21 protein-coding genes and 1 tRNA gene are annotated in these 22,899 nt (G+C 62.4%); 7 read left to right on the plus strand and 15 right to left on the minus strand.

The features are described 5' to 3' along the window. Positions 1-6 precede the first annotated feature (6 nt). The 5 genes from RHP72_RS18950 to RHP72_RS18970 all read right to left on the minus strand — a co-directional run bounded on the left by RHP72_RS18950 (position 7) and on the right by RHP72_RS18970 (position 5,375). Complete coding sequence (locus tag RHP72_RS18950) at positions 7-378, minus strand: limonene-1,2-epoxide hydrolase family protein (RefSeq protein ID WP_058037048.1); 372 nt, start codon at positions 376-378, stop codon at positions 7-9. Further along, the gene (locus tag RHP72_RS18955) at positions 375-1,529 is read right to left on the minus strand and encodes a 3'(2'),5'-bisphosphate nucleotidase CysQ (RefSeq protein ID WP_311093686.1); all 1,155 of its coding nucleotides are present in this window, start codon (positions 1,527-1,529) and stop codon (positions 375-377) included. The genes RHP72_RS18950 and RHP72_RS18955 overlap by 4 nt, the downstream gene beginning before the upstream one ends. After that, a complete protein-coding gene (gene cysC, locus RHP72_RS18960; RefSeq protein WP_311093687.1) occupies positions 1,526-3,370 on the minus strand; it encodes an adenylyl-sulfate kinase in 1,845 nt (614 codons plus the stop codon). The genes RHP72_RS18955 and cysC overlap by 4 nt, the downstream gene beginning before the upstream one ends. After that, entirely contained in the window at positions 3,370-4,296 is a 927-nt protein-coding gene (cysD, locus tag RHP72_RS18965) for a sulfate adenylyltransferase subunit CysD (RefSeq protein ID WP_003941285.1), read from the minus strand. The genes cysC and cysD overlap by 1 nt, the downstream gene beginning before the upstream one ends. A gap of 143 nt (positions 4,297-4,439) precedes the next feature. Continuing rightward, a complete protein-coding gene (locus tag RHP72_RS18970) occupies positions 4,440-5,375 on the minus strand; it encodes a helix-turn-helix domain-containing protein (protein ID WP_075833734.1) in 936 nt (311 codons plus the stop codon). 116 nt (positions 5,376-5,491) lie between these two features. Between RHP72_RS18970 and RHP72_RS18975 the strand changes: the two genes are divergently transcribed. From RHP72_RS18975 to RHP72_RS18985, 3 genes are read left to right on the plus strand one after another with little or no spacing between them, the layout of a single operon-like run. After that, positions 5,492-6,658, plus strand: a complete 1,167-nt coding sequence (locus RHP72_RS18975; RefSeq protein ID WP_064075259.1) for a hypothetical protein — start codon at positions 5,492-5,494, stop codon at positions 6,656-6,658. Between the two features lie 2 nt (positions 6,659-6,660). Beyond that, on the plus strand, positions 6,661-7,443 hold the full coding sequence (locus RHP72_RS18980; protein ID WP_311093688.1) for an SDR family oxidoreductase: 783 nt from the start codon (positions 6,661-6,663) through the stop codon (positions 7,441-7,443). Positions 7,444-7,450: 7 nt separating this feature from the next. Beyond that, positions 7,451-8,590, plus strand: coding sequence for a sulfotransferase (locus tag RHP72_RS18985; RefSeq protein WP_042445529.1), 1,140 nt, complete (start codon positions 7,451-7,453; stop codon positions 8,588-8,590). Between the two features lie 73 nt (positions 8,591-8,663). Here the strand turns inward: RHP72_RS18985 and RHP72_RS18990 are convergent, their stop codons facing one another. Together RHP72_RS18990 and RHP72_RS18995 are read right to left on the minus strand one after the other, a co-directional pair. Beyond that, positions 8,664-9,509: an alpha/beta fold hydrolase gene (locus tag RHP72_RS18990; RefSeq protein ID WP_042923176.1), complete on the minus strand. Its 846-nt coding sequence runs from the start codon at positions 9,507-9,509 to the stop codon at positions 8,664-8,666. Then, the gene (locus RHP72_RS18995) at positions 9,506-11,296 is read right to left on the minus strand and encodes an amidohydrolase family protein (protein ID WP_311093689.1); all 1,791 of its coding nucleotides are present in this window, start codon (positions 11,294-11,296) and stop codon (positions 9,506-9,508) included. The genes RHP72_RS18990 and RHP72_RS18995 overlap by 4 nt, the downstream gene beginning before the upstream one ends. Positions 11,297-11,393: 97 nt before the next feature. Here RHP72_RS18995 and RHP72_RS19000 point away from each other — a divergent pair, with 97 nt between their 5' ends. Next, positions 11,394-12,041, plus strand: a complete 648-nt coding sequence (locus RHP72_RS19000; RefSeq protein ID WP_311093690.1) for a TetR/AcrR family transcriptional regulator — start codon at positions 11,394-11,396, stop codon at positions 12,039-12,041. Between the two features lie 394 nt (positions 12,042-12,435). Beyond that, the gene (locus RHP72_RS19005; protein WP_003941303.1) at positions 12,436-12,561 is read left to right on the plus strand and encodes a hypothetical protein; all 126 of its coding nucleotides are present in this window, start codon (positions 12,436-12,438) and stop codon (positions 12,559-12,561) included. A gap of 82 nt (positions 12,562-12,643) precedes the next feature. Here the strand turns inward: RHP72_RS19005 and dcm are convergent, their stop codons facing one another. Together dcm and RHP72_RS19015 are read right to left on the minus strand one after the other, a co-directional pair. Beyond that, positions 12,644-13,939, minus strand: coding sequence for a DNA cytosine methyltransferase (gene dcm, locus RHP72_RS19010; protein ID WP_311093691.1), 1,296 nt, complete (start codon positions 13,937-13,939; stop codon positions 12,644-12,646). Positions 13,940-14,098: 159 nt separating this feature from the next. After that, positions 14,099-14,169: transfer RNA gene (locus RHP72_RS19015), tRNA-Cys, on the minus strand. A gap of 233 nt (positions 14,170-14,402) precedes the next feature. Between RHP72_RS19015 and RHP72_RS19020 the strand changes: the two genes are divergently transcribed. Then, positions 14,403-15,653: a multidrug effflux MFS transporter gene (locus RHP72_RS19020; protein ID WP_311093692.1), complete on the plus strand. Its 1,251-nt coding sequence runs from the start codon at positions 14,403-14,405 to the stop codon at positions 15,651-15,653. Here RHP72_RS19020 and mraY read toward each other — a convergent pair. Beyond that, the gene (gene mraY, locus RHP72_RS19025) at positions 15,650-16,726 is read right to left on the minus strand and encodes a phospho-N-acetylmuramoyl-pentapeptide-transferase (protein WP_003941316.1); all 1,077 of its coding nucleotides are present in this window, start codon (positions 16,724-16,726) and stop codon (positions 15,650-15,652) included. The two genes, RHP72_RS19020 and mraY, sit on opposite strands and share 4 nt — an antisense overlap. 85 nt (positions 16,727-16,811) lie before the next feature. Here mraY and RHP72_RS19030 point away from each other — a divergent pair, with 85 nt between their 5' ends. After that, positions 16,812-17,345: a MarR family winged helix-turn-helix transcriptional regulator gene (locus RHP72_RS19030; RefSeq protein ID WP_020970065.1), complete on the plus strand. Its 534-nt coding sequence runs from the start codon at positions 16,812-16,814 to the stop codon at positions 17,343-17,345. 77 nt (positions 17,346-17,422) lie between these two features. On the opposite strand, the gene RHP72_RS19035 is transcribed toward RHP72_RS19030, so the two are convergent. The 5 genes from RHP72_RS19035 to RHP72_RS19055 are packed head-to-tail and all read right to left on the minus strand — an operon-like array spanning position 17,423 to position 22,896. Continuing rightward, positions 17,423-18,199, minus strand: a complete 777-nt coding sequence (locus RHP72_RS19035) for an enoyl-CoA hydratase (RefSeq protein WP_003941374.1) — start codon at positions 18,197-18,199, stop codon at positions 17,423-17,425. Then, on the minus strand, positions 18,199-19,092 hold the full coding sequence (mmsB, locus tag RHP72_RS19040) for a 3-hydroxyisobutyrate dehydrogenase (protein ID WP_003941308.1): 894 nt from the start codon (positions 19,090-19,092) through the stop codon (positions 18,199-18,201). The genes RHP72_RS19035 and mmsB overlap by 1 nt, the downstream gene beginning before the upstream one ends. Before the next feature lie 23 nt (positions 19,093-19,115). Then, positions 19,116-20,174 carry an enoyl-CoA hydratase/isomerase family protein gene (locus RHP72_RS19045; RefSeq protein ID WP_125051518.1) on the minus strand — a complete coding sequence of 353 codons (1,059 nt, stop codon included), beginning with the start codon at positions 20,172-20,174 and terminating at the stop codon, positions 19,116-19,118. Then, on the minus strand, positions 20,171-21,331 hold the full coding sequence (locus RHP72_RS19050) for an isobutyryl-CoA dehydrogenase (protein WP_064075262.1): 1,161 nt from the start codon (positions 21,329-21,331) through the stop codon (positions 20,171-20,173). The genes RHP72_RS19045 and RHP72_RS19050 overlap by 4 nt, the downstream gene beginning before the upstream one ends. 14 nt (positions 21,332-21,345) lie before the next feature. After that, positions 21,346-22,896, minus strand: coding sequence for a CoA-acylating methylmalonate-semialdehyde dehydrogenase (locus tag RHP72_RS19055; protein ID WP_042445510.1), 1,551 nt, complete (start codon positions 22,894-22,896; stop codon positions 21,346-21,348). Positions 22,897-22,899: the final 3 nt, after the last annotated feature.

Raw genomic sequence — 22,899 nt, forward strand, 5'->3', positions numbered from 1 at the left:
CCCCGATCAGGCCTGGCCGGCTGCCGCATTGATCGGTGCCATGTCGAAATAGTCGCGCCAGGCTTTGATCTTTCCGTCCTCGACTTCGAACACCCCCATGACCGGGAGCGCTACGTCGGCGCCGTTGATGGTGAAGACGTCGACGCGCTCGTTCATGACGGTGTTGCCGTCCGCGACCTGACGCTTGATCTGAAAGTCGATGTTGCCGAAGGCACCGACAAACTGCTCGATGAACGCCCGGACGGCCTCGCGACCGACCACGGGCTCCATCGGGATGTTGTGATAAACGACGTCATCGGTGAAGTACTCGACGATTTTCGCGACATCGGCATTTGCCCACAGTGCGCAGAATTCGGCGACCAGCTTGTCCGGTGTCATTGTGTGCCAGCCTCTTTCGAATCGTCTCCGTGGGGTTCGATGATTGCCATGATGCTTTCGATCTCACCTGCCGGTATCCCGAAGTACTCGGTCACGAAAACCGTGACGGCCCGTGCCTGGCCAGGTGTTCCGAGGTCGAGCAGATACCGGGCTACGACGCTCTCGCCCCACTCACGCAGCGCGAGTTCACGTATCGCCACGATTCCGCGATATTGCTGGCCTTGTTCGAGCTCGTTGCTGATGAATGCGCCGCTGTCACCGGTTCGCTGACCGTTCTCGACCCGCCAGGCGTCGGCGGCGAAGCGGACCTTCGTTGCGTCATGAGTGAGCAATGCGTTCACGTATTCACGCGCCATGGCGACGCGTCCGCTGACCGCAGACTCCGTGGAGTGCTTGGCAATTGCGCCCAGGATCGACTCCGACAACTCAGGTCGGCAGATCACGAGATCCGGCAGGTACGGATGAGATTCGTTGTAGAGCAGCGGCGAACCGTCGATGCGGCTGCAATGCAGTCCCGCCGCCTGTGCGACGCCGACGGGTGCAGCCGAATCCCATTCCCACTGCCCACCGGCGTGCAGGTACGCGTCGACCTCGCCGCGCACCACCGCCATCGCCTTGGCGCCGGCCGATCCCATGTGCACCACGTCGGCGCCGAGTTCGGCTGCCACCGCTTCGGTGAATGCGGGTGGTCGCGATCCGCTGACTACTACGCGGAGCGGCGAGTTGGCGGCAACCGAAGCTGCCTCGTCGCCACTGGAGTACACCGCTCCGAGCGCCGGCTGAGCAACCGCGGCTGCGGTAATTCCGCTACCGCGCTCCCAAAGCGCCACGTGCACTGCCCAATCCGCATGATTCGGCAAGCCGTATTCCTTGGAGCCGTCCAGCGGATCGATGATCCAGACCCGAGCTGCATCCAGACGACTGCGATCGTCGGCAGATTCCTCAGAGAGCACGGCATCGCCCGGCCGCTCGGCAGCCAACCGGTCGAGGATGTAGGAATCGGCGGCCTTGTCGCCCCGGCGACCCAGTTCACGACCGTCGTCGACACCCAGACCCTCGGCTCGGATCCCCAGGAGGATCGCACCGGCGGCCTGCGCCAATTCCGCCGCGAGTGCCTCGTCGGCGATTCTGCTGTGTGTGGATTCGCTCACCGGTCCAACACTTCCATAATTTGCAGCGCAAGTTCGGTAGGCGTTCCGTCTTCGGGTCTGATCACCAGCTCGGGACTTTTCGGAGCTTCGTAGGGATCGTCGACTCCGGTGAATCCCGTGATTTCCCCGGCCCTGGCCTTGGCGTACATGCCCTTGGGGTCTCGGGCTTCACATTGCTCGATCGGGGTGTCGACGTAGACCTCGACGAACTTCAGCCCGGCGGCCTCGTGCGCCGCCCGCACTCGATCACGATCTTCGCGGTACGGGCTTATCAGGCAGGCCACTGCCACTGCACCTGAATCAGCGAACAACTGCGCCACCGAGCCGACTCGGCGGACGTTCTCGGCGCGGTCATCGGCACTGAATCCCAGATCCGCGTTCAATCCGTGCCGGAGGTTGTCGCCGTCGAGGCGGTACGCCGGGATACCCGCGGCCACCAACCGCCGCTCCAGTTCCACCGCGATCGTCGACTTACCCGAGGCCGAGAGACCGGTGAGCCAGACGGTGGCGCCGGCAGTCGCACGTTCCTCGCGAGAAACCTCCGAACTGTGCCAGACGACGCGCGATTCCTTGAGTGTCGGACCATTGATCATTCCGGCGGCGACGGTATTGCCCGTGGTCTCGTCCACGAGAATGAAGCTGCCCGTCACGCGGTTGCGGCGGTAGGGATCGAACATCAACGGCTGCTGCGTCTTGATCGAGATGCGGCCGATCTCGTTGAGGGACAGAGATTCTGCCTTCTCGTCGCGGTGCAGAGAATTGACGTCCAGCCGGTAGTCGAGCTTGACGATCTGCGCTTTCGTGGAGCGCGTGGTGTGCAGCAACGAGTAGCGATTGTTCTCCGACAGAGTTGTCTGTTCGGTCAACCAACAGACCATCGCATCGATTTCCTGCCCGACCTGCGGCCGGTTGTTGAGCCGACACAATTGGTCCCCGCGGCTGACGTCGAGGTCGTCGGTCAGCTCGATGCATACGGCCGAGGGCGCAAACGCTTCGTCGATCACGTCACCGCCCGGCCCGTGGACTGCCTTCACCGTCGAGGTGAATCCTGAAGGCAAAGCCACGATTTCGTCGCCGGGCTTGAAGACGCCACTGGCCACCGTTCCGGCGTATCCACGGAAATCGTGGAGGTCGGCGTCGGTCTGTTTCTGCGGACGGATCACGTACTGCACCGGGAAACGCGCGTCGATCAAATTGCGATCCGACGCGATGTGCACCTGCTCGAGATGGTGCAGCAGAGAAGGCCCGTCGTACCAGGACATGTTCTCGGTCCGGGCAACGATGTTGTCCCCCAACAGCGCCGAGACCGGAATGAACGTCAGGTCGTGGACGTCCAACTTGATCGCGAACTGTCGGAATTCTTCCTTGATCTCCTCGAACCGTTCCTGAGACCAGCCCACCAGGTCCATTTTGTTCACACACAGCACGAGGTGGGGTATCCCCAGGAGAGTGGACAAGAAGGCGTGCCGCCGCGTCTGTTCGAGCACCCCTTTGCGAGCATCCACCAGGATCAGGGCAAGGTCGGCCGTCGACGCGCCGGTCACCATGTTGCGGGTGTACTGCTCGTGCCCGGGAGTGTCCGCGATGATGAACTTCCGATGAGGGGTCGCGAAATACCGGTGGGCCACGTCGATCGTGATGCCCTGTTCACGCTCGGCGCGCAATCCGTCGGTCAGTAGCGCGAGGTTGGCGTACTCGTCGCCGCGTTCTCGACTGCTCCGTTCCACGGCCTCGAGTTGGTCCTCGAAGATCGACTTGGAGTCGTAGAGCAAGCGGCCGATGAGTGTCGATTTTCCGTCGTCGACACTGCCCGCTGTAGCGACTCTCAGCAGTTGCGGCATCAGAAGTACCCCTCTTTCTTACGATCTTCCATGCCAGCTTCGGAAATCCGGTCATCAGCTCTGGTTGCGCCACGCTCCGTGATACGGCTCGCCGCAACTTCTTCCACGACAGCGCCCGGTGTTTCGGCCGACGATTCGACACATCCGGTACACGTTGCGTCGCCGACCGTACGGAAGCGCACCAACGCCTCGTAGGACTCTTCGCCGGCGCGAAGCTCGAGGAAACGGGTGCGTGCCAACAACATTCCGTCGCGTGGAACCACCTCGCGACGATGGGCGTAGTAGATGCCGGGGAGGTCGATCTGCTCGCTCTCGATGTACTGCCAGATGTCGAGCTCTGTCCAGTTGGAGAGCGGGAAGATCCGAATATGTTCGCCCTTACGGTGTTTGCCGTTGTACAGGTTCCACAGTTCAGGTCGCTGCACCTTCGGATCCCATTGCCCGAACTCGTCCCGGAAGCTGAACACCCTCTCTTTGGCGCGCGCCTTCTCCTCGTCTCGGCGAGCACCACCGAACACGGCGTCGAACTTGTTGTCGCGAATTCCGCGCAGCAACGCGTGCGTCTGCAGGCGATTGCGACTGGAACCGACTCCGGTGTCCTCGATGACGCGTCCGGCGTCGATGTCGTCCTGCACGCTGGAGACGACAAGACGCAGGTTGAAGCGATCGACCGTCTGGTCGCGGAATTCGATCACCTCGTCGAAATTGTGACCGGTGTCGACGTGCATCACAGCGAACGGCAGTGGGGCAGGCCAGAATGCCTTGGCCGCTACGTGCAGCATCACGACGGAATCCTTACCTCCGGAGAACAGGAGGACCGGCTTTTCGAAAGTCGCTGCGACTTCGCGGAAAATATGGACCGCCTCCGCTTCGAGTGCTCGCAGATGCGACAACTCGTAGGCGGGCGGGGTCTGGAGTGTTGCCATGTCTTTCGCTCCTGAGCATCACGTACTCCGTGCGGAACACCATTTCCGCATCGGTACATTTATGTACCGGACTGGTTCTAAATTGAACGCAATCACAGAATAGAACTCGTTCTACCCAAAGGTCAATGACCGGCAATAAGACGTCACAGACCGCGAACCGGACTCCTGCCACCAACTTCCGCCGTCACCGCATCCGCCGCCGCAACCAGCACCGCGGCGCGGCGCTCGATCTCGGCGCCCGTGATCGCCCCACCCACATAAAGTGTCAGCACAAGGGCCTGATGCCCCTCGGCGTCGTAGGTCGGGGCCGCGATGAGACTGACGGGATGCTCGTCGTCAGAGCTGATGTCGCGTCCGAGATACACCCTCTCGCCCAGGCTCGACACCATCTCACCGAGCAGTTCACGCACCTCCGGCGGAAGATCGTGCGTCGCAACGCCCGCCATCAGCGTGTGCAGTCGCTGCCCGACGGGATCCAGACTCTCGACCAGGTACCCCGCGGCGCGACACTCCCGGACCACGTTCCACAGACGCTCGCGATCCAAGCGCACCGGCAAACTGGGTTCCTTGCCCAGCCAACTATCCATGTCGTGATCCGAACCCCAGAGGACGTACATCAGCCCGACCGGCGGAGCGAACGGGTACACCTGACCGACCTTGGCAGCGCGACGCGCGCCGATCGGTCCGGTCACTTCGAGAACGCTGATCTGATCACCGATCACACCGGACGCCGTGCACGTCGTCCCGAACTCCGTGCTCACTTTCTCCAGATGGGTGCGGGCAATGGGTCCGACGGCAAATCCTCGCTGAGCTGCACGTCCGGCCGCGATCAAGGCCGGACCGAGCCCATAGGTCTTCGACACCTCGTCCCGAGTCAGGTATCCACGATCAGCCAGCGCCGTGAGGATTCCCAAGCAGGTGGGCTTGCTGATCTCGAGCGCGCGGGCCAGTTCCGACAGCCCGAACCGCTGATCAGGGCGGCCGACGAGGTAGTCGAGCACCTGAACCACCCGTTCGGTGGGAGGCGATTGTCTCCCCCTCGGGCGTCCCTCTTCAGGCGTCTTCTCCGGTCCACCCATTGACCACTCCCTAGAACGCGTTCTATTGTCGAAATACCCAACATCTACCAAATAGGTACATATTTGTACCACGACGCTCTGGACCGGCGACATAGTCGGAACTGTGAGGAGCCAGCGTGCTGACGGACCCGTTTGCCGAGGCGATCGCCGAAGCCGAGAAATTGATCGAGACTGCGCCGCACATCAGATCCGAACAGGATCTACTGGAGGGATACCAATATCTGGCCGGCGGAATCATCGCGACGACGCATGCCGCCTGGGCCGGCGAAAAGACCCATCCGAGTTTCATCCAGGGCACCGGACCATTCACCAAGATGGGCCTCGACAACCCCGACACTCTGTACTTCGGCGCCCGAATCAACGACGACAAGGAATACAAGGTCACCGGAAAGCGCGGCACCACAGCCGATCTCAGCTTCCAGGTGTTGAGTGGGAACTACACCAACTCGAACGTTCCCGGCAGCGAAATCGCCTTCGACGACCGCGAGCTGGAGATAGATGACGACGGTAACTTCGTCGCTTGGTTCGGCCCCGGCCCTGCCGACGGCCGAGCCAACTACTACACCCTGGCGCCCGGATCCTCGCAGCTGGTCGTTCGCGAGGTCTACAGCGACTGGAGTCAGCAGCGCGGTGTGATCCGCATCGAGCGCACCGATTCGATCGGGATCGCGCCGCCACCTCTCACCGCCGAAGAGACCGAGAAGCGTTACGCCCGGGCTGGGAAGGCACTGGTCACGCGGGTCAAGACGTGGCTCCAGTTCCCGGAGTGGTTCTACCTCAAGCTCACGGTCAACACCATGACCGAACCACGCCTGACACCGGGCGGGCTGGCAACGCAGTACTCGTCGGTGGGACATTACGAACTCACCGACGAGCAGGCGATGATCATCACCGTTCCCGCCTCCGACGCACCGTATCTCGGCTTCCAACTGGGGAGCCTCTGGTACATCTCACTGGACTACGTCAATCATCAGACCTCCCTCAACAACGGCCAGGCACAGGTCGATCCGGACGGGATGGTTCGAATGGTGGTCAGCGAGAAGAACCCCGGTGTCACCAACTGGATCGAAACCGTCGGACATCCGCGCGGCATTCTGCAGTTCCGTTGGCAGCGCGTGTCCCGCGAGCTGACGCCGCAGGACGGTCCCACCGTCGAAATCGTCGCCGTCGCAGATATTGCGAAGCACCTGCCGCATTTCGACACCAACGCCATCACCGCCGAGGACTGGGCAGCACGCATTGCCCAGCGCCAGGCCGCCATCGACAACCGAATGCTGGGGTAATCATGACCGCCTTGCTCGAAGACCGTGTAGTAGTCATCTCCGGAGTCGGCCCGGCACTCGGCCGCGCTCTGGCCCTTCGATGTGCGTCGGCCGGCGCGAGTCTTGTTCTCGCAGCACGTACGCAATCGCGACTCGACGACGTTGCGAAAGAAATAGTCGATGCCGGTGGGCGCGCCGTCACCGTTGCCACCGACATCACCGACCAGGCTTCCGCCGAGAATCTGGTGGCCGAGTCCATTGCCACCTACGGCAAAGTGGACACTCTGATCAACAATGCATTCTCGATTCCGTCGATGAAACCGTTGGCTCGCACCGATTACCAGCACATCCGCGACAGCATCGAACTGACCGTTCTCGGGGCGTTGCGCCTGACTCAGCTGTTCACGCCGGCACTTGCCGAGTCGGACGGCTCCGTGGTGAACATCAATTCGATGGTGTTGCGGCATTCGCAAGAGCGTTACGGCAGCTACAAGATGGCGAAGTCGGCCCTGCTCGCCATGTCGCAGTCCCTGGCCACCGAACTCGGCCCGCAGGGAATTCGTGTCAATTCGATTGCACCCGGCTATATCTGGGGCGACACCCTCAAGGGATACTTCGCGCACCAGGCGGAGAAGTTCGGCATGACCGTCGAGCAGATCTACGAGCACACTGCGTCGAACACCGACCTCAAGCGCCTGCCGACGACGGATGAAGTATCCGATGCGGCGATCTTCCTGGCGTCCCCGATGGCCAGCGCGATCACCGGCCAATGCATCGACGTCAACTGCGGCGAATTCCATCACTAGGAGCACCATGACTGAACGCACTCACGTCGGCACCGTCGAGGATCTCCACGCCTCGGCGACGCGGATGACCGGCCTGACGGACTTCGGCGTCGACGATTACACCGAGGCTCTGTCGGTCCTCCTCGAGTCTTACGACCGCGACGAGGATCTGACGCCCTTCGGCAGCAAGATCTCTCGGGTATTCCTTCGCGGCGCCCTGGTGGCCCGTCTCCTCAGCGAATCGGCGTGGAAGGAGCATCCGGAACACGCCGACGTCAAGATCGAGCGGCCGATCTTCGTCACCGGATTGCCACGCACGGGCACCACTGCCTTGCACCGCCTCCTCACGGTCGACCCGGCTCACCAGGGCCTCGAGATGTGGCTGACCGAGTTCCCTCAGCCTCGCCCGCCTCGCGATACGTGGGAATCGAACCCGGTCTTCGCCAAGATCGAGGAGACATTCGGTCAACACCACGTCGAGCATCCCGAATTCATGGGCGTGCACTACATGTCGGCCAGCGAAGTCGAAGAATGTTGGCAACTCTTGCGTCAGACGTTCAAGTCCGTGTCGTACGAGTGTCTGGCCAATCTACCCACGTACTCCGCATGGCTGAAGGACCAGGAGTGGTCGAACGCCTATGCACGACACAAGAAGAACCTGCAGCTGATCGGTCTGCCCGATCAGGATCGACGGTGGGTCCTCAAGAACCCGAGCCACCTGTTCGCGCTCGACGAATTGATGGAGGCGTACCCCGACGCGCTTGTCATCCAGACTCACCGCTCCCCTTCGACGATCATTCCGTCGGTATGCAGCCTGGCCGCCCAGGCGACAGAGGGTTGGTCGAACACGTTCACCGACAAGGTGATCGGCGAAAGTCAGCTCGAATTGTGGGCCAGGGGGCTCGAGCAGTTCGACAGTGCACGCGCACACCATAATCCCGCGCAGTTCATCGACGTCGACTATCAGGACTTCGTCACCGATCCGCTGGGAACCGTCGAGAACATCTACACGCATTTCGACATCCCGTTGACATCTACCGCCCAGCAGTCGATGGAGGCCATGCACGAGGAAAGCCGCTCGGGTGCTCGCAAACCGTCGCACAAGTACACGCTCGAGGAGTTCGGCCTGACGAAGGAGCAGGTGGAAGAGCGATTCGGAGCTCGCTGACCACGGTTGGTCGACGACCTTGCTGACGACTGAAGCCCCCGCCGAACGGCGGGGGCTTCAGTACGAAACTCGGTCAGCTGCTGAAATGCTCACCGAGCAACCGATCCAACTCCGTCGGCGCCTCGTCGGGGATCCAGTGGCTCACACCCCGGAGAACTTCGAACCGGTACGGACCGTCGACAAACGCGGGGGTGAGCGCAGACCCTTTGGGTCCGATGGCGGCGTCGCCGTCACTCCAGACGTGCAGGGTCGGCACGGTGACCCGGGCAGCTTCCGGGTTCGGCTTGGTCATCCACATCGCGCGATACCAGTTCAGACCACCCCGCAGCCGGCCGGGAGCCAGCATGGCATTCAGATCGCGCCGTGCGTTCTCCGGCGTCTGCCCGCTCGAGATCAGGAACTTCTCACCCGCCGAGGTGGAGGACAGAACCTTCTCGGGAACGAACGGCAATTGGAACGCCCCCATGTACCACGACTTCAGTCCTTGTGTGCTGGTCACCATCGCCTTGATGAACGCCAGTGGGTGCGGAACCGACACCGCGGTCACGGTATCGAGCAAGTCCGGCCGTTCGGCGGCCACCTGCCATGCGACTGCGGCACCCCAGTCGTGGCCGACCAGGTGCACTTTGCCCACCCCGAGTGCGTCGATCAGTGCGACAGTGTCAGCAGCTAGTTCGGACCCGCGGTACGCCCAGCGCGCTTTCGGCCGCGCGCCGGGTGAGTACCCTCGCTGATCCGGTGCGACGGTCCGGAAGCCGCGGTCGTGCAGTAGCGGTGCGAGCTGATCCCACGAGCTCGAATCCTGCGGAAATCCGTGCAGGAGAACCACGACCGGACCGTCGGCGGGTCCTTCGTCGCGTACGTCGAAGGTCAGCCCGGACCGGGAGTACGAGGAGAGGCGATCCGCCGGTGTAGTCATAGCGCCACGCTAGTCTTCGCGGCCCGCGTAATCGGAGCCTTTTCACCGGCGCGCAGGAACTGGCCTGTCTTTTCGATGCCGAATCCGGGGGCGAATTCGCCGTCGCGGTAGACGAGTCGGCCGTTGATCACCGTAGCGACGGCTGCGTCGTCGCTGCGGTTGACCATCCGGCTGATCCCGCCGTACTCGGGAACCTTTGCCTCGAACAACCCGTCCACCGACTCGTCGAGGCCGGCCGGGTCGATGACAACGAAGTCCGCGCGGTCACCCTGGCGCAGATGTCCGGCGTCGATGCCGTACCAGTCCGCCAGTTCGCCGGTCAGGCGGTGGATTGCGCGCTCGATGGTGAGGAACGGCTTGCGGTCACTCTGAGCGTCCTTGACGCGCTTGAGGAGTCGCACGGGGTAGTTGTAGAACGCCATGTTGCGCAGATGTGCGCCGGCATCGCCGAAGCCCATCTGCACACCGGAACTCGCGGCGAGTTTCTTCGCGAACTTGGGCCGGTGATTGGCAATGGTGGTGCGCCAGCGAAGATCTCGCCCGTACTTCACGACCAGGTCGAGGTACGCGTCCACCGGGTGCACTCCGCGGATGTCACCGACCTGACCGAAGTTCTTGCCGATCAACGTCTCGTCCGGGCATCCCACGATGACCGCATCGTAGAAATTGCGATGCCAGATGCGGGGTGAGAACTTGTTGTCGTAGTCCTTACGGAATGCGCGACGGTACGACTCGTCCTGGAGCAGTTCGTTGCGCTCCACCTGGTCCTTGAGGTGCAAAGCGGCGGCGCCGGCACCGAACTCCTCGAACACGACCAGGTCGATTCCATCCGCGTAGACGGTGAAGGGAACCGGAAGGTGCTGCCACTTGAAATCGGTCTTGGCGAAGCGATTGAGCAGTGGGGCCACAGCGAGCATGAAGTACACGATCACCGGGTAGGCCTTCGAATCCGCACCGGAGAGCAGCGACGTCTTGAGCGGCTTCTTGCGTCCGATCGCCGAGCTTTCGGCGAAGAACGCCGCGACGTTCGGATGCAGGTTGATGGTCGGAGCGCTCTGCAAGATCTTGCCGCGATCGCGAAGGATGCGGTTGAGGAATCGGAACTCTTTCCACCGTGCATACGTAGACGGCAAAGAGCGAGAACGATATTCGTCGCCGTCGATCTTGTCGAGGGCATTGGTCATCGACGACAGGCCGAGCATCCCAGCGTCGATGGCGTCCTCGAGCATCGAGCCCATCCGGCCGAGTTCCGAGCGAGTCGGCTTGACCTTCTTGTCGGTACCGCGCCCCAGTCCGAGTACGTGCGTGCGGATATCGGAATGACCGATGAAGGCCGCGACATTGGGTCCGAGGGGAAGGGCTTCGAGGGCGGCGGTGTACGCCGCGGGACCGGTCCAGGTCTTGTTCGCTTCGAGGATGCGCAGCACCGCGTCGTGGGGAACTGCTTCGACCCGGCTGAACAGATCCGCGATCTCGCGCGGCGTCGAATACACCGTCGACAGCGAGCAATTGCCGAGCACGACCGTCGTGACGCCGTGGCGAACCGATTCCGGAAGCCCTGGACTGACCAAGGCTTCGGCGTCGTAGTGCGTGTGGACGTCGACAAAGCCGGGGAGAACCCATTTGCCGGCCGCGTCGATCACTTCTGTGTCCGGCCCGATCTCGAGGCGCGTCGTGGACACCTCCGCGACCACGCCCTCTCGAATTCCGAGATTACGACGCAGACCTGGAGCCCCCGTCCCGTCGAACCACAACCCGTCGTTGACCACGATGTCGAAAGCAGACACTGTTGGACTCCTCGCCTCACGTATGTGTTACCTCACGTTATAGACAGCGTTGAGTAAAAGTCAATGAACCATTCGAACCAATACATAAGATGACGGAATGGCTGCAGTCCCCCGCTCCCCCGAAGACCGTCAGAGGCAAATCCTCGAGGTGGCAGTACACATGTTGCGGACCGAGCCTTTCGACCAACTGTCGATGGATCGCGTCGCAGCCGAGGCCGGTGTCTCGCCGCCACTGCTGTTCCACTACTTCAAGAACAAGAAGGGTTTCCAGAACGCCATCCTCGAGGCCGCCTCGGCCGATCTCGAAGATCAAATGCGACCGGATCCCGAGCTACCCATCACGTCCCAGCTGCGCTCAGGTATCGAGACATTCGTCGACGCCGTTATCGAGCACCCCACCATTTACCTCGCCGTGATGCGTATGGCCGGCAGTGGCGACGTTCGAATGCGCACGATCTACCGAGGCATGCGCCGCACTTTCACCACGTGGATCGTCGCTGCGCTGACGAATCTAGGCATCGAATCGAATGCGACCGTGGAGGCGACAATCGCCGGGTGGCAGGCATTCATGGAGGAAATCGTCGTCAACTGGATCGACGAGCCGACGCTCGAGCGAGGCGAAATGGTCGACCTCTGCGAACGAATCTTCTACCACTGCCTACCGGCAGCGGGCATCAGCGTGGAGCAAATAGTGGCAGCCACCGTTGTCGCGACGGCCAGTGAGTCCGGCGCAACACAACTGTGATCTTCGTGCCGGGGTTTCACAGGTGGTCACGATTGGGTATCTTGCTTGCAGTGGCACTGGACCACGACCCCAACACATGAAGGATCCAACATGGAGTCTGTCGAAAACGTATTGCCCGAGGGTGTCAAGCTCGAAGACGTCTTGAGTGTCCTCAAGGTCGCAGTTGCGGGCATCGGCCTCATCAGCGCACTTTCGGCATTCAGCTGATCGCAAAGCGTCATCGACAGGCCGGACTTCGGGGAGTCCGGCCTGTTTTTTGTTTACGTTCCTGAACAATCCGTGAACTTTTCAGCAACTTCAGCGCAAAGCGGTCGTTTCGACCCAAACAAGCGTCCAGTTTGCTAACTTGTGTCTGCGACACAAGGTCGTACAGAAACCCCACGCAGACACAACCTTGTACATACACACCTGTACATACGACACGGAGGACCGAAACATGGGTTCCATCAACACCCTCAGCGCCGTCATCGACATCATCAAGGTCGTCCAGCCGTTGATCGCCAAGCTCAACCTCAGCTGATTCGCTTGGACCACACCCCTGCCAGGGCGTAACTCGAAATGGGGCCGACATCGTCGGCCCCATTTTCCGTAGGTGCCCTATCTCAGCCGAGTGCCTTCTTGATCTCTCCTGCCAGTACCGACGCCAGCTGCGGCGGCACCGCATTGCCGATCATCGTGCGCACCGCTCCCCACTTACCCTCGAAGACGTAGTCGTCGGGAAAGGTCTGGAGGCGAGCAGCTTCTCGAACGGTCAACGATCGCGTGTGTTTCGGATGCACGTTGCGTGAAGCCGAGATCATCCCGAAAGTGGTTCCGACCGTGGACGCCGGCTCGTCCCACCGGAGGCGCTTGTACGTCGTGTTGTATCCGGACGACGGTCGCATCGCCGGATCTTCGTTGTCGTGAGCCGACATTCCTTCTGGTACATCACGCAGCCACCGCAAGACGTGCTCGGGATGTTCGACGGCCCAGTGCAGCGGGTCCGTCTCGCAGGCCTGCCCGGATTCCAGCGGGGCCAGATCGACGGTGGCATCGCGGAAAGTCCTCAGCGGCGCAACATCATTCACGCCGTGAGTCTTCGACGGGAAACGCAGCGGCCCGATACCACTGTCGCGGCGGGTCGCCACGATGAACACTCGTTCCCGGAACTGCGGGACGCCGTAATCCTGCGCATTGACCGTGTTGACCGACGCGTCGTAACCGCATGCAGCCATCTCGCCGAGAATCCGGTCGACGACCATCCCACCGTCCGGGTCTTTCATGCTCAGCAGCAGCCGAACATTTTCCATCACCACGACCTTCGGCCTCACCAGATCGGCGAGCTCGAGTAGGTTCCGGAAGAGATGGTTACGCGGATCGTCGCGGTCTCGCCGGCCGGCGAGACTGAAACCCTGACACGGCGGCCCCCCGGCCAACACATCGATATTCACCTGTGCCAGAAGATCTTTCACCCGGGCTTCGTCGATCGCCCGAATGTCCTCGCCGAGGCACTTCGCGCCGGGGAAGTTCCGATCGAAGGTCGCGCGCGCCTCCGGCACGACTTCGATGTATCCCTCCACCGAAAACCCCGCCATCCGAAAGCCTTCGGCCATACCGCCACAACCGGAGAACGCCGTCAATACGGTGGGGCCACCGTTTCCTGCCCCCGCGACCGCACGCCTGGCCACCGAGGCGGGGTCGTTGACCGGTGTCGCTCGACGCGCACGGGTACTACCGCTCGATCGCTTCCGGGGGGCCGCGTACGTGCCCTCACGCTTGGCCGCTTCCAACGCGGAGAGGGCCGTGAGGACTGCTCGCTCAACCAGCGGCTTCGGATATGCCTTGTCGAGTTCCCACGCGGAGACGACTGCTGACGAGACTCCCGCTTGGCGGGCGAACTGGAACTGACTGATTCCCACGTGCAAGCGCCGCGATCGCAGGTCCTGTCCCGAAATCAATTCAGTGCCTCACTCATGTGGTCCGCTCGCTCCGGCAGCCCAGACTATCGCAGCCGACCCCGCGAACCGGGACCACACAAGAGAGACCGGCAGGCGATATGCCTGCCGGTCTCCGACACGAGCGGATGACGGGACTCGAACCCGTGTGAACGGCTTTGCAGGCCGGTGCCTAGCCACTCAGCCACACCCGCGTCAGTGAGTAACTCTGCCCTGAGTGACGATCTCGAACCACAGTTCCGCTCAGCATGATTCGAGTGCATTCTCACCAAGCGTTCCAGTCTCTGGGAAAAGTGCGGGCCTTTCGGGAACAAATCGGTCAGTCTCGATGCTGACTCCCTCGGTGGGCGCAGGTCATTCGATTGCGGCCCGAATTTCGCCCGAACGACCGAGCAGTTCGCCAGACCCAGACAACCCAGAAGGTTTCATGAGTGCCGAGAACACCGCCATCGCCCCGCTTGTGAAGGCAGCCCCGCTGGAAACGAGCAGTATCGACCGTAAGCCGAGCGTCGGGAAGATTCTTGCCCTCGGTTCCATGACTGCACTCGGACCCTTCACCATCGACATGTACCTGCCCGCGCTGCCGGATATCGGTGCCGATCTCGGAGTCTCGTCGTCAACGGTTCAGCTGACGATCACCGGAACCCTCATCGGCCTCGCACTCGGACAGCTGTTGGTCGGGCCGCTCTCGGACACTCTCGGCCGCAAGAAGCCGCTGCTCGCCGGGATCGGTGTGCACATCCTGGCTTCGCTGCTGGCGGTCTTCGCACCGAGCATCGCTGTCCTCGGCATCCTGCGGGTTTTCCAGGGCATGGGCGCGGCGGCCGCGGCAGTGGTCACCATGGCGATCGTCCGCGACCTCTACAGCGGTAACACCGTTGCCGTCGTGATGAGCCGGCTGATGCTCGTGCTCGGCGTTGCGCCGATCCTGGCGCCCAGCATCGGTGGCGCCCTCCTCGTCGCCCTCGACTGGCGCGGGATCTTCGTCGTCCTGGCACTGATCGGCGTCGGCACGGCGATGATCGGTGCGTTCGGACTGTCCGAAACACTGCCGAAGGAAAAGCGTCGCCCGAGCGGATTGACGTCGGTTCTCCGCACCTACGGTTCGCTGCTCGGCGACCGCACGTTCATGGTCCTGACGCTCGTCTCCAGCGTCGGTATGGCGTCGTTGTTCGCGTATGTCTCGGGCGCGTCGTTTGTCTATCAGGATCAGTACGGCCTCAATCAGCAAGAGTTCGCACTGCTCTTCAGTGCGGGCGCGATTGCGTTGATCGGCGCTTCGCAGGTAAACGTCCGACTGCTCGACCGCTGGACTCCTCAGCAGATCACCAAGTGGGCCCTCGTGGCTGCCGTTGTCTCCGGGGCCGTCGTCATTGCTGTCGCGGTCCTGGAACTGGGCGGGCTCGCCGGATTCGTGATCGCACTGTGGGTCATGGCCGGCGCCATCGGGTTCGTTCTGCCCAACGCCCCGGCACTGGCACTCGCTCGTCACGGCGAAGCGGCCGGTACTGCCGCGGCAATGCTCGGTGCATTCCAGTTCGGCGTCGGTGCGGCCATCGCGCCCGCCGTCGGCCTACTGGGAAACACGAGCACAGCCCTGGCCGTCACGATGACGACGTGTGTGTCGCTCGGTCTGATCGCTCTTCTGGCTACGACCCGAAAGAGTGAATCGGTCTAACCGGCAGCGGAGAACCACTCGCTGTAGAAGGTGGCAAGTCCCAGGACGCACGAGATCGCGACGAAGATCCAGAATCTTGCGATCACGACGGTTTCCGGCCAACCGAGTAACTCGAAGTGATGATGGATCGGGGCCATCTTGAATACGCGTCGACCGGACGATCGGAAGACCAGAACCTGGATGATCACCGACAGGATCTCAGCGACGAACAGGGCGCCGATGATGACCATCAGCAGCTCGGTGTGCGTCGTGACGGACAGGCCGACAACCAGGCCGCCGAGTGCCAAGGAGCCGGTGTCGCCCATGAAGATCTGAGCCGGGGCGGCATTCCACCAGAGGAAGCCGAGGCACGCCCCGCCTGCTGCGGCAGCGACGATCGCTAGATCGAGAGGGTCACGAACGTCGTAGCAACCGGCGGCAGGCTCGAGGACACACGAGTTCCGGTACTGCCAACCGGCGATGACGACGTAGGTCCCCAGGATCATGCCCATCGAACCGGCCGCGAGACCGTCGAGGCCGTCGGTGAAATTGACGGCGTTGGACCAGGCGAACACCAGAATGCAGAAGAAGACCACAAAGCCGATGGCACCCATGGAGAACACCGAGATGTCACGAACATGGGACAGGTACTGGCTTCCGGGAGTGACTCCGTTGTTGTTGGAGAACTGCAGGAACAAAATGCCGAAGATGATGGCACTCGCCAGCTGACCGACGGTCTTCGCTGTCTTGTTGAGCCCGAGATTGCGCTTCTTACGGATCTTGATGAAGTCGTCGAGAAAGCCGACGATTCCCAGTGACGTGGCGAGCGCGAGAACCAGCCAACCGGATGCAGACAGCCGCGGTAGCCGCGAGCCGAATCCGATGATGTGTGCCGCCAGGTAGCCCGCCCACATACCGGCGATGATCGCGATCCCGCCCATCGACGGGGTGCCACGCTTGCCCTGATGACTCTGCGGACCCTCGATCCGAATCTCGTGCCCGAGCCCCTGCCGCGAAAGCACACGAATGAGAAACGGAGTCAGGAAGAGCGCGACGAACAACGAGACGCCACCCGCTACGAGGATTGAAATCACCCGTGGGACTCTACAGACGTAAGCGGCTGCGACACACAATCAGACAAGGCACCCGACCGCTTGCCAGCATGGGATGATCGAACTTATGTCTCCCCCCGCGCCGCTCCCCCTCGACCCCATCGAAGAGGCGCATCGTCAGTGGACGAAGCACGGTTGGAGCGATGTCGCCGACGGTATGGCTGCGGTCACGTCGGTGATGCGTGCGCAGCAGATCATGATGGCGCGGGTCGAAGAGGTACTCAAGCCTCTCGGGCTGACCTTCGCCCGCTACGAACTGCTGACGCTTCTCACCTTCACCAGGTCGGGCGCACTCCCGATGGCCAAGGCAAGTGCCCGACTCCAGGTTCACCCCACCAGCGTCACCAATGCCGTCGACCGTTTGGAGAAAGCGGAGTTGGTCAGGCGGGTCCCGCATCCCAGCGATCGCCGTGCAACGCTCATCGAGATCTCGGACGCCGGTCGCGCACTGGCCCTCGAAGCGACCGAAATGCTCAACAGCAAGGTGTTCGCTCACCCCGGACTCCAGCAGGACAAGCTCGAGCAATTGGTGACGATCCTCACTGAACTTCGCAAGACTGCGGGTGACTTCGACACCGGCGGCGCACCGACCAAGTGGTGAACCGACCACCCGTACACACAAAGAAACTGCCCTCACACTCTCGACGAGTGTGAGGGCAGTTTCAGCGCTGTTGAAATTCAGCGGTGCTTGAATTCTGCCGACCGCTTCTCCACGAACGCGGTCATGCCTTCCTTCTGATCCTCCGTCGCGAAGGTCGAGTGGAACACCCGACGCTCGAAGCGGACGCCCTCGGCGAGGGTGGTCTCGAAGGAGCGGTTGACTGCTTCCTTGGCCATCATCGCAATCGGCAGCGACATCTCGGCGATGGTGGTTGCGGTCTTCAAGGCATCGTCGAGCAGATCGGCGGCCGGAACGATCCGGGCAACCAGGCCTGCACGTTCGGCTTCTTCTGCGTCCATGTTGCGGCCGGTGAGGCACAGCTCCATGGCCTTGGCCTTGCCCACGGCGCGCGTAAGGCGCTGCGAGCCACCGATACCCGGAATGACACCGAGCTTGATCTCGGGCTGGCCGAACTTCGCGGTATCCGAAGCGATGATGAAATCGCAGAGCATCGCAAGCTCGCAGCCACCACCGAGCGCGTATCCGGAGACGGCGGCGATCAGCGGCTTACGAGCTGCTGCGACGCGATCCCACGGGGTGAAGAAATCCTCGACGTATGCGTCCATGTACGTCTTGGACTGCATTTCCTTGATGTCGGCACCGGCGGCGAAGGCGCGCTCGGAACCGGTGATCAGGATGGCTCCGATGCCGTTGTCCGCTTCGAGGTCGGCAACCGCGGCGACGACCTCGTTCATCAGCTCGGAGTTCAGCGCGTTGAGAGCCTTCGGGCGGTTGAGCGTGATGACGCCGACGCGACCCTTACGCTCGAGGATGATGGTGTTGAAGTCGGTCACTACTGTCCTTCGGTCGAACGGTCACGGATGTCGTTGATGATGGCAGAGAAGTCCTGACCGCCACCGCCCGCGGCATGGAAGCGACTGTAGAGTTCGGCGGCCTTGAGTCCGATCTCTGCATCGACGCCGTTGTTGCGCAACGCATTTGCTGCCAGACCCAGGTCCTTGTCCATCAGTGCAACAGCAAAGCCGGGCTGGTAGTCGTTGTTGGCCGGGCTGGTGGGCACAGGTCCCGGTACCGGGCAGTTGGTAGTCAGTGCCCAGCACTGCCCCGAGGCGTTGGACGCCACGTCGAAGAGCGCTTGGTTGCTCAGGCCGAGCTTTTCGCCCAACACGAACGCCTCGCTGATCGCGATCATCGAAATGCCGAGGATCATGTTGTTGCAGATCTTGGCTGCCTGGCCGACACCGGCGTCGCCGCAGTGAACGACCTTGCGGCCCATCACGTCCAGCAACGGTGACGCGGCTTGGAAGTCAGCCTCGGAACCGCCGACCATGAATGCCAGCGTGCCTGCGGTAGCCCCGACGACTCCACCGGAGACCGGTGCGTCGACGCTGCGGTGACCGGCCGCTTCGGCCTTGTCGTGTGCCTCGCGGGCGTCGGCGACGTCGATGGTGGAACAGTCGATGAACAGCGTGCCCGGTGTTGCCACCGGCAGCAGCTCTTCGTACAGACCCAGAACGTGCTTACCGCTCGGCAGCATCGTGATCACGACGTCGGCACCGCGAACGGCGTCGACCGCCGAATCCGCCACCGATGCACCGTCTTTGACTGCCTGCTCCAGCGCCGCAGGTGCCAGGTCGAAACCGACGACCTTGTGTCCGGCCTTGACGAGATTGGCCGCCATCGGGCCACCCATGTGACCGAGTCCGATAAATCCAATGGTGCTCATTAGTGATGCTCCTTCGGCGGTGATCAGTTGCCTTGCGGTTGAGGGGCGAGTCCGAGCTCGTTGTCGCCCAGCCGGGCGAAGTAGGCGTCGACGGATTCTGCCGTGACGTCGTCGAGAGTTGCCGGCAACCACTTCGGGTTTCGGTCCTTCTCCACGACCTGGGCGCGAATGCCCTCGACCAGATCGTGTGAGGCGAGCGCAGCGGTCGAGACCCGGAACTCCTCGTTGAGGACTTCTTCCAAGCTTGCTGCTTCCTTGGCATGCCGCAGAGATCGCAGGGTCACCGACAGTGCAATCGGGGACTTGCCGAGAATCTGCTCCGCTGCCTTCTCCGCTTCGGGGATTCCACTTGCGCGAAGACGCTCGACGATGGTGGATACGTCGTCGGCGGAGTACGCGGCGTCGATCCAGCTCTGCTGGGCCAACAGTTCCGACACCGGAGCCGGCTCCGCGTACTGCGCCACGGCGTCGGCAACCGAAGACGACGCGAGTGCGGCGATGAACGTCTCGATGTTCTCCGACGGGATGAAGTGGTCAGCGAAACCTGCTGCGATGGCATCGCCGGCGCTCAGTCGCGCCGTGGTGAGCGCGATGTGCGTCCCGAGTTCACCGGGAGCACGCGAGAGCAGGTAAGTTCCGCCCACGTCTGGAATGAAACCGATTCCGGTCTCGGGCATTCCGATCATCGAGCGCTCGGTCACAATGCGAATGTCGCCGTGTGCGGACACTCCGACGCCACCGCCCATGACGATCCCGTCCATGATCGCGACGTACGGCTTCGGGTAGTTCGCGATCTCGGAGTTGAGGATGTACTCCTCACGCCAGAAGTCGAGCGAACCGGTCTTGCCGTCCTTGGCGTCATGGTAGATCGAGACGATGTCGCCGCCGGCGCACAGACCACGCTCGCCGGCGCCCGTGAGTACGACTGCCTTGACGTCGTCGTCGGACTTCCATTCCTCGAGGGCCTTGGCCATCGCCTTGACCATCGAGTGGTTGAGGGCATTGATCGCCTTGGGACGGTTGAGAGTGATGAGCCCCAGCCCGTCACGCTTTTCGATCAATACCTCGAGCTCGTCGCTCATGCTGCTCCCTGCTTTCCCTGACCTGATGCGACCACGCTGCGGGCGATGACCACCCTCATGATCTCGTTGCTGCCTTCGAGGATCTGATGAACCCGAAGATCGCGGACGATCTTCTCGATCCCGTACTCAGCAAGATAGCCGTACCCGCCGTGAAGCTGGAGGGCCTTGTTGGCTACGTCGAATCCGGTGTCGGTGGCAAAGCGCTTGGCCATCGCACACAACTCCACGACGTCGGACGCTCCGTCTTCGAGTGCGGCAGCGGCGCGCCACAGCAACGTCCTGGCCGCTTCGAGTTCGGTACGCATGTCGGCGAGCTGGAACTGCAGGGCCTGCGACTCGATCAGTGCCGAACCGAAAGCTTTGCGGTCCACCAGATATGCGACTGCCTTCTCCAGCGCTGCCTGGGCCCCACCGACCGAACAGGCGGCGATGTTCAGCCGGCCGCCGTTGAGACCTTTCATGGCGATGCGGAATCCGCTGCCCTCTTCACCGAGCATGTTGGCGGCAGGAACTCGCACGTCTTCGAAGATCACCTGACGGGTGGGCTGCGCGTTCCAGCCCATCTTGATCTCGTTGGCACCGAACGACAGTCCGGGCGAATCCTTGGGCACGATGAACGCCGAGATCCCCTTGGCACCGGCAGATCCGGTGCGTGCCATCACGACGTACACGTCGGAAGTGCCTGCGCCGGAAATGAACTGCTTGACGCCATTGAGGATGTAGTCGTCGCCGTCACGAACGGCCTTGGTGCTCAGGCCCGCAGCATCGGAGCCAGCGCCGGGTTCGGTGAGGCAGTAGCTGCCCAGTTGATCCATCGAGCAGAGTCCGGGAACCCACTTGTGGCGCTGTTCGTCGTTGCCGAACTGGTCGATCATCCACGTGACCATGTTGTGGATGGAGATGTACGCGGCGATCGACGGATCGCCCTTGGCCAGCTCTTCGAAGATCCGTGCAGCGTCGACGCGGCTCAGTTCACTGCCACCCACGTCTTCACGAATGTAGATACCGCCCATCCCCAGGGACGCCGCCTTACGGAGGACGTCCACCGGGAAATGCTTGGTCTGATCCCACTCCACTGCGTTGGGCGCCAGATGCTCGGCCGCGAAGTCGCGGGCAGTGTCACGAATCGCCCGCTCGTCATCGGTCAGAGTAAACATGGAAAGTGTTCCGATCAGTTCATCGTGGGGATGACGAAGTGGTTGTCAGGAGCGGAGTCTACGGAGCGACCCTCCTGACCTGCTTCCTTCTTGCCGGAAGGCCAGCGCTGCGTCACGGTCTTGGTCTTGGTGTAGAAGCGGAAGGAGTCGGGACCGTGCTGGTTCAGGTCACCGAATCCGGAGCGCTTCCAGCCACCGAAGGTGTGGTACGCGATCGGGACCGGGATCGGCACGTTCACGCCGACCATGCCGACGTTGACGCGAGCGGTGAAGTCACGCGCGGTGTCGCCGTCGCGGGTGAAGATGGAGACGCCGTTGCCGTACTCGTGTTCGGTCGGAAGACGCAGTGCCTCTTCGTAATCGGCAGCGCGGACCACCTGAAGGACGGGTCCGAAGATCTCTTCCTTGTAGATGCGCATGTCCGAGGTGACGTTGTCGAACAGGGTTGCGCCGGCGAAGAATCCACCTTCGTGGCCTTCGAGGGTGAAGCCGCGGCCGTCGACGACTGCCGTTGCGCCCTCGTCGATGCCGATCTGCACGTAGTTGTTGACGCGGTCGAGGGCATCCTGGCAAACGAGCGGTCCGAAATCGACGCCTTCGTCGTCACTGCGACCGATCTTGAGCTTCGCGACGCGCTCCTTCAGCTTCGCGACAAGAGCGTCCGCGGTCTCCTCGCCGACGGGAACGGCAACCGAGATGGCCATGCAACGCTCGCCGGCGCTGCCGTAGCCCGCACCGATCAGGGCGTCGGCAACCTCGTCGAGGTCGGCGTCCGGCATGACGATCGCGTGGTTCTTGGCGCCACCGAAGCACTGTGCGCGCTTGCCGTGAGCTGCGGCCGTCTCGTAGATGTACTGAGCGATCGGCGTGGAGCCGACGAAGCCGACGGCCTTGATGCGATCGTCGGTGAGCAGAACGTCGACAACTTCCTTGTCACCGTTGACCACGTTGAACACACCCGCGGGCAGTCCCGCTTCGAGGAACAACTCGGCCAGGCGCAGCGGCACGGAGGGGTCGCGCTCGGAGGGCTTGAGGATGAAGGCGTTACCGGCGGCGAGGGCGGGGCCGGCCTTCCACAGCGGGATCATCGCGGGGAAGTTGAAGGGCGTGATGCCGGCGACGACGCCGAGCGGCTGACGCATGGAGTACACGTCGATGCCGGTGCCGGCACTCTCGGTGAATTCACCCTTGAGCAGGTGCGGAGCGCCGACGGCGAACTCGATGACCTCGAGGCCGCGCTGGATGTCACCCTTGGCGTCGGCGACGGTCTTGCCGTGCTCGGACGAGAGGAGGCGGGCCAGAGAATCCATCTCGGCCTGAGCGAGCTGCAGGAACTTCATCAGCACGCGGGCGCGCTTCTGCGGGTTGAACGCTGCCCACACCTGCTGCGCCTCTTCGGCATTGGCGATGATGGCTTCGGTCTCGGCCTTGCTCGCGAGGGGGACGCGGGCCTGCACCTTGCCGGTGTTGGGATCGAACACGTCCGCAAATCGATCAGATGTCCCGGGAACACGCTTGCCACCGACGAAGTGCGTCAACTCGTGAACCGTCGCATTTTCAACCATTGT

Origin of the sequence: Rhodococcus sp. SG20037 (genome assembly GCF_031763325.1) — a bacterium.
GTDB lineage: Bacteria > Actinomycetota > Actinomycetes > Mycobacteriales > Mycobacteriaceae > Rhodococcus_F > Rhodococcus_F qingshengii.

Excerpts from the sequence above, each read along its gene's own strand:
- RHP72_RS18950 (WP_058037048.1), bottom strand. The coding sequence starts at position 378 with ATGACACCGGACAAGCTGGTCGCCGAATTCTGCGCACTGTGGGCAAAT.
- cysC (WP_311093687.1), bottom strand. The coding sequence starts at position 3,370 with ATGCCGCAACTGCTGAGAGTCGCTACAGCGGGCAGTGTCGACGACGGA.
- cysD (WP_003941285.1), bottom strand. The coding sequence starts at position 4,296 with ATGGCAACACTCCAGACCCCGCCCGCCTACGAGTTGTCGCATCTGCGA.
- RHP72_RS18970 (WP_075833734.1), bottom strand. The coding sequence starts at position 5,375 with ATGGGTGGACCGGAGAAGACGCCTGAAGAGGGACGCCCGAGGGGGAGA.
- RHP72_RS18980 (WP_311093688.1), top strand. The coding sequence starts at position 6,661 with ATGACCGCCTTGCTCGAAGACCGTGTAGTAGTCATCTCCGGAGTCGGC.
- RHP72_RS18985 (WP_042445529.1), top strand. The coding sequence starts at position 7,451 with ATGACTGAACGCACTCACGTCGGCACCGTCGAGGATCTCCACGCCTCG.
- RHP72_RS18990 (WP_042923176.1), bottom strand. The coding sequence starts at position 9,509 with ATGACTACACCGGCGGATCGCCTCTCCTCGTACTCCCGGTCCGGGCTG.
- RHP72_RS19000 (WP_311093690.1), top strand. The coding sequence starts at position 11,394 with ATGGCTGCAGTCCCCCGCTCCCCCGAAGACCGTCAGAGGCAAATCCTC.
- RHP72_RS19020 (WP_311093692.1), top strand. The coding sequence starts at position 14,403 with ATGAGTGCCGAGAACACCGCCATCGCCCCGCTTGTGAAGGCAGCCCCG.
- RHP72_RS19030 (WP_020970065.1), top strand. The coding sequence starts at position 16,812 with ATGTCTCCCCCCGCGCCGCTCCCCCTCGACCCCATCGAAGAGGCGCAT.
- mmsB (WP_003941308.1), bottom strand. The coding sequence starts at position 19,092 with ATGAGCACCATTGGATTTATCGGACTCGGTCACATGGGTGGCCCGATG.
- RHP72_RS19045 (WP_125051518.1), bottom strand. The coding sequence starts at position 20,174 with ATGAGCGACGAGCTCGAGGTATTGATCGAAAAGCGTGACGGGCTGGGG.
- RHP72_RS19050 (WP_064075262.1), bottom strand. The coding sequence starts at position 21,331 with ATGTTTACTCTGACCGATGACGAGCGGGCGATTCGTGACACTGCCCGC.
- RHP72_RS19055 (WP_042445510.1), bottom strand. The coding sequence starts at position 22,896 with ATGGTTGAAAATGCGACGGTTCACGAGTTGACGCACTTCGTCGGTGGC.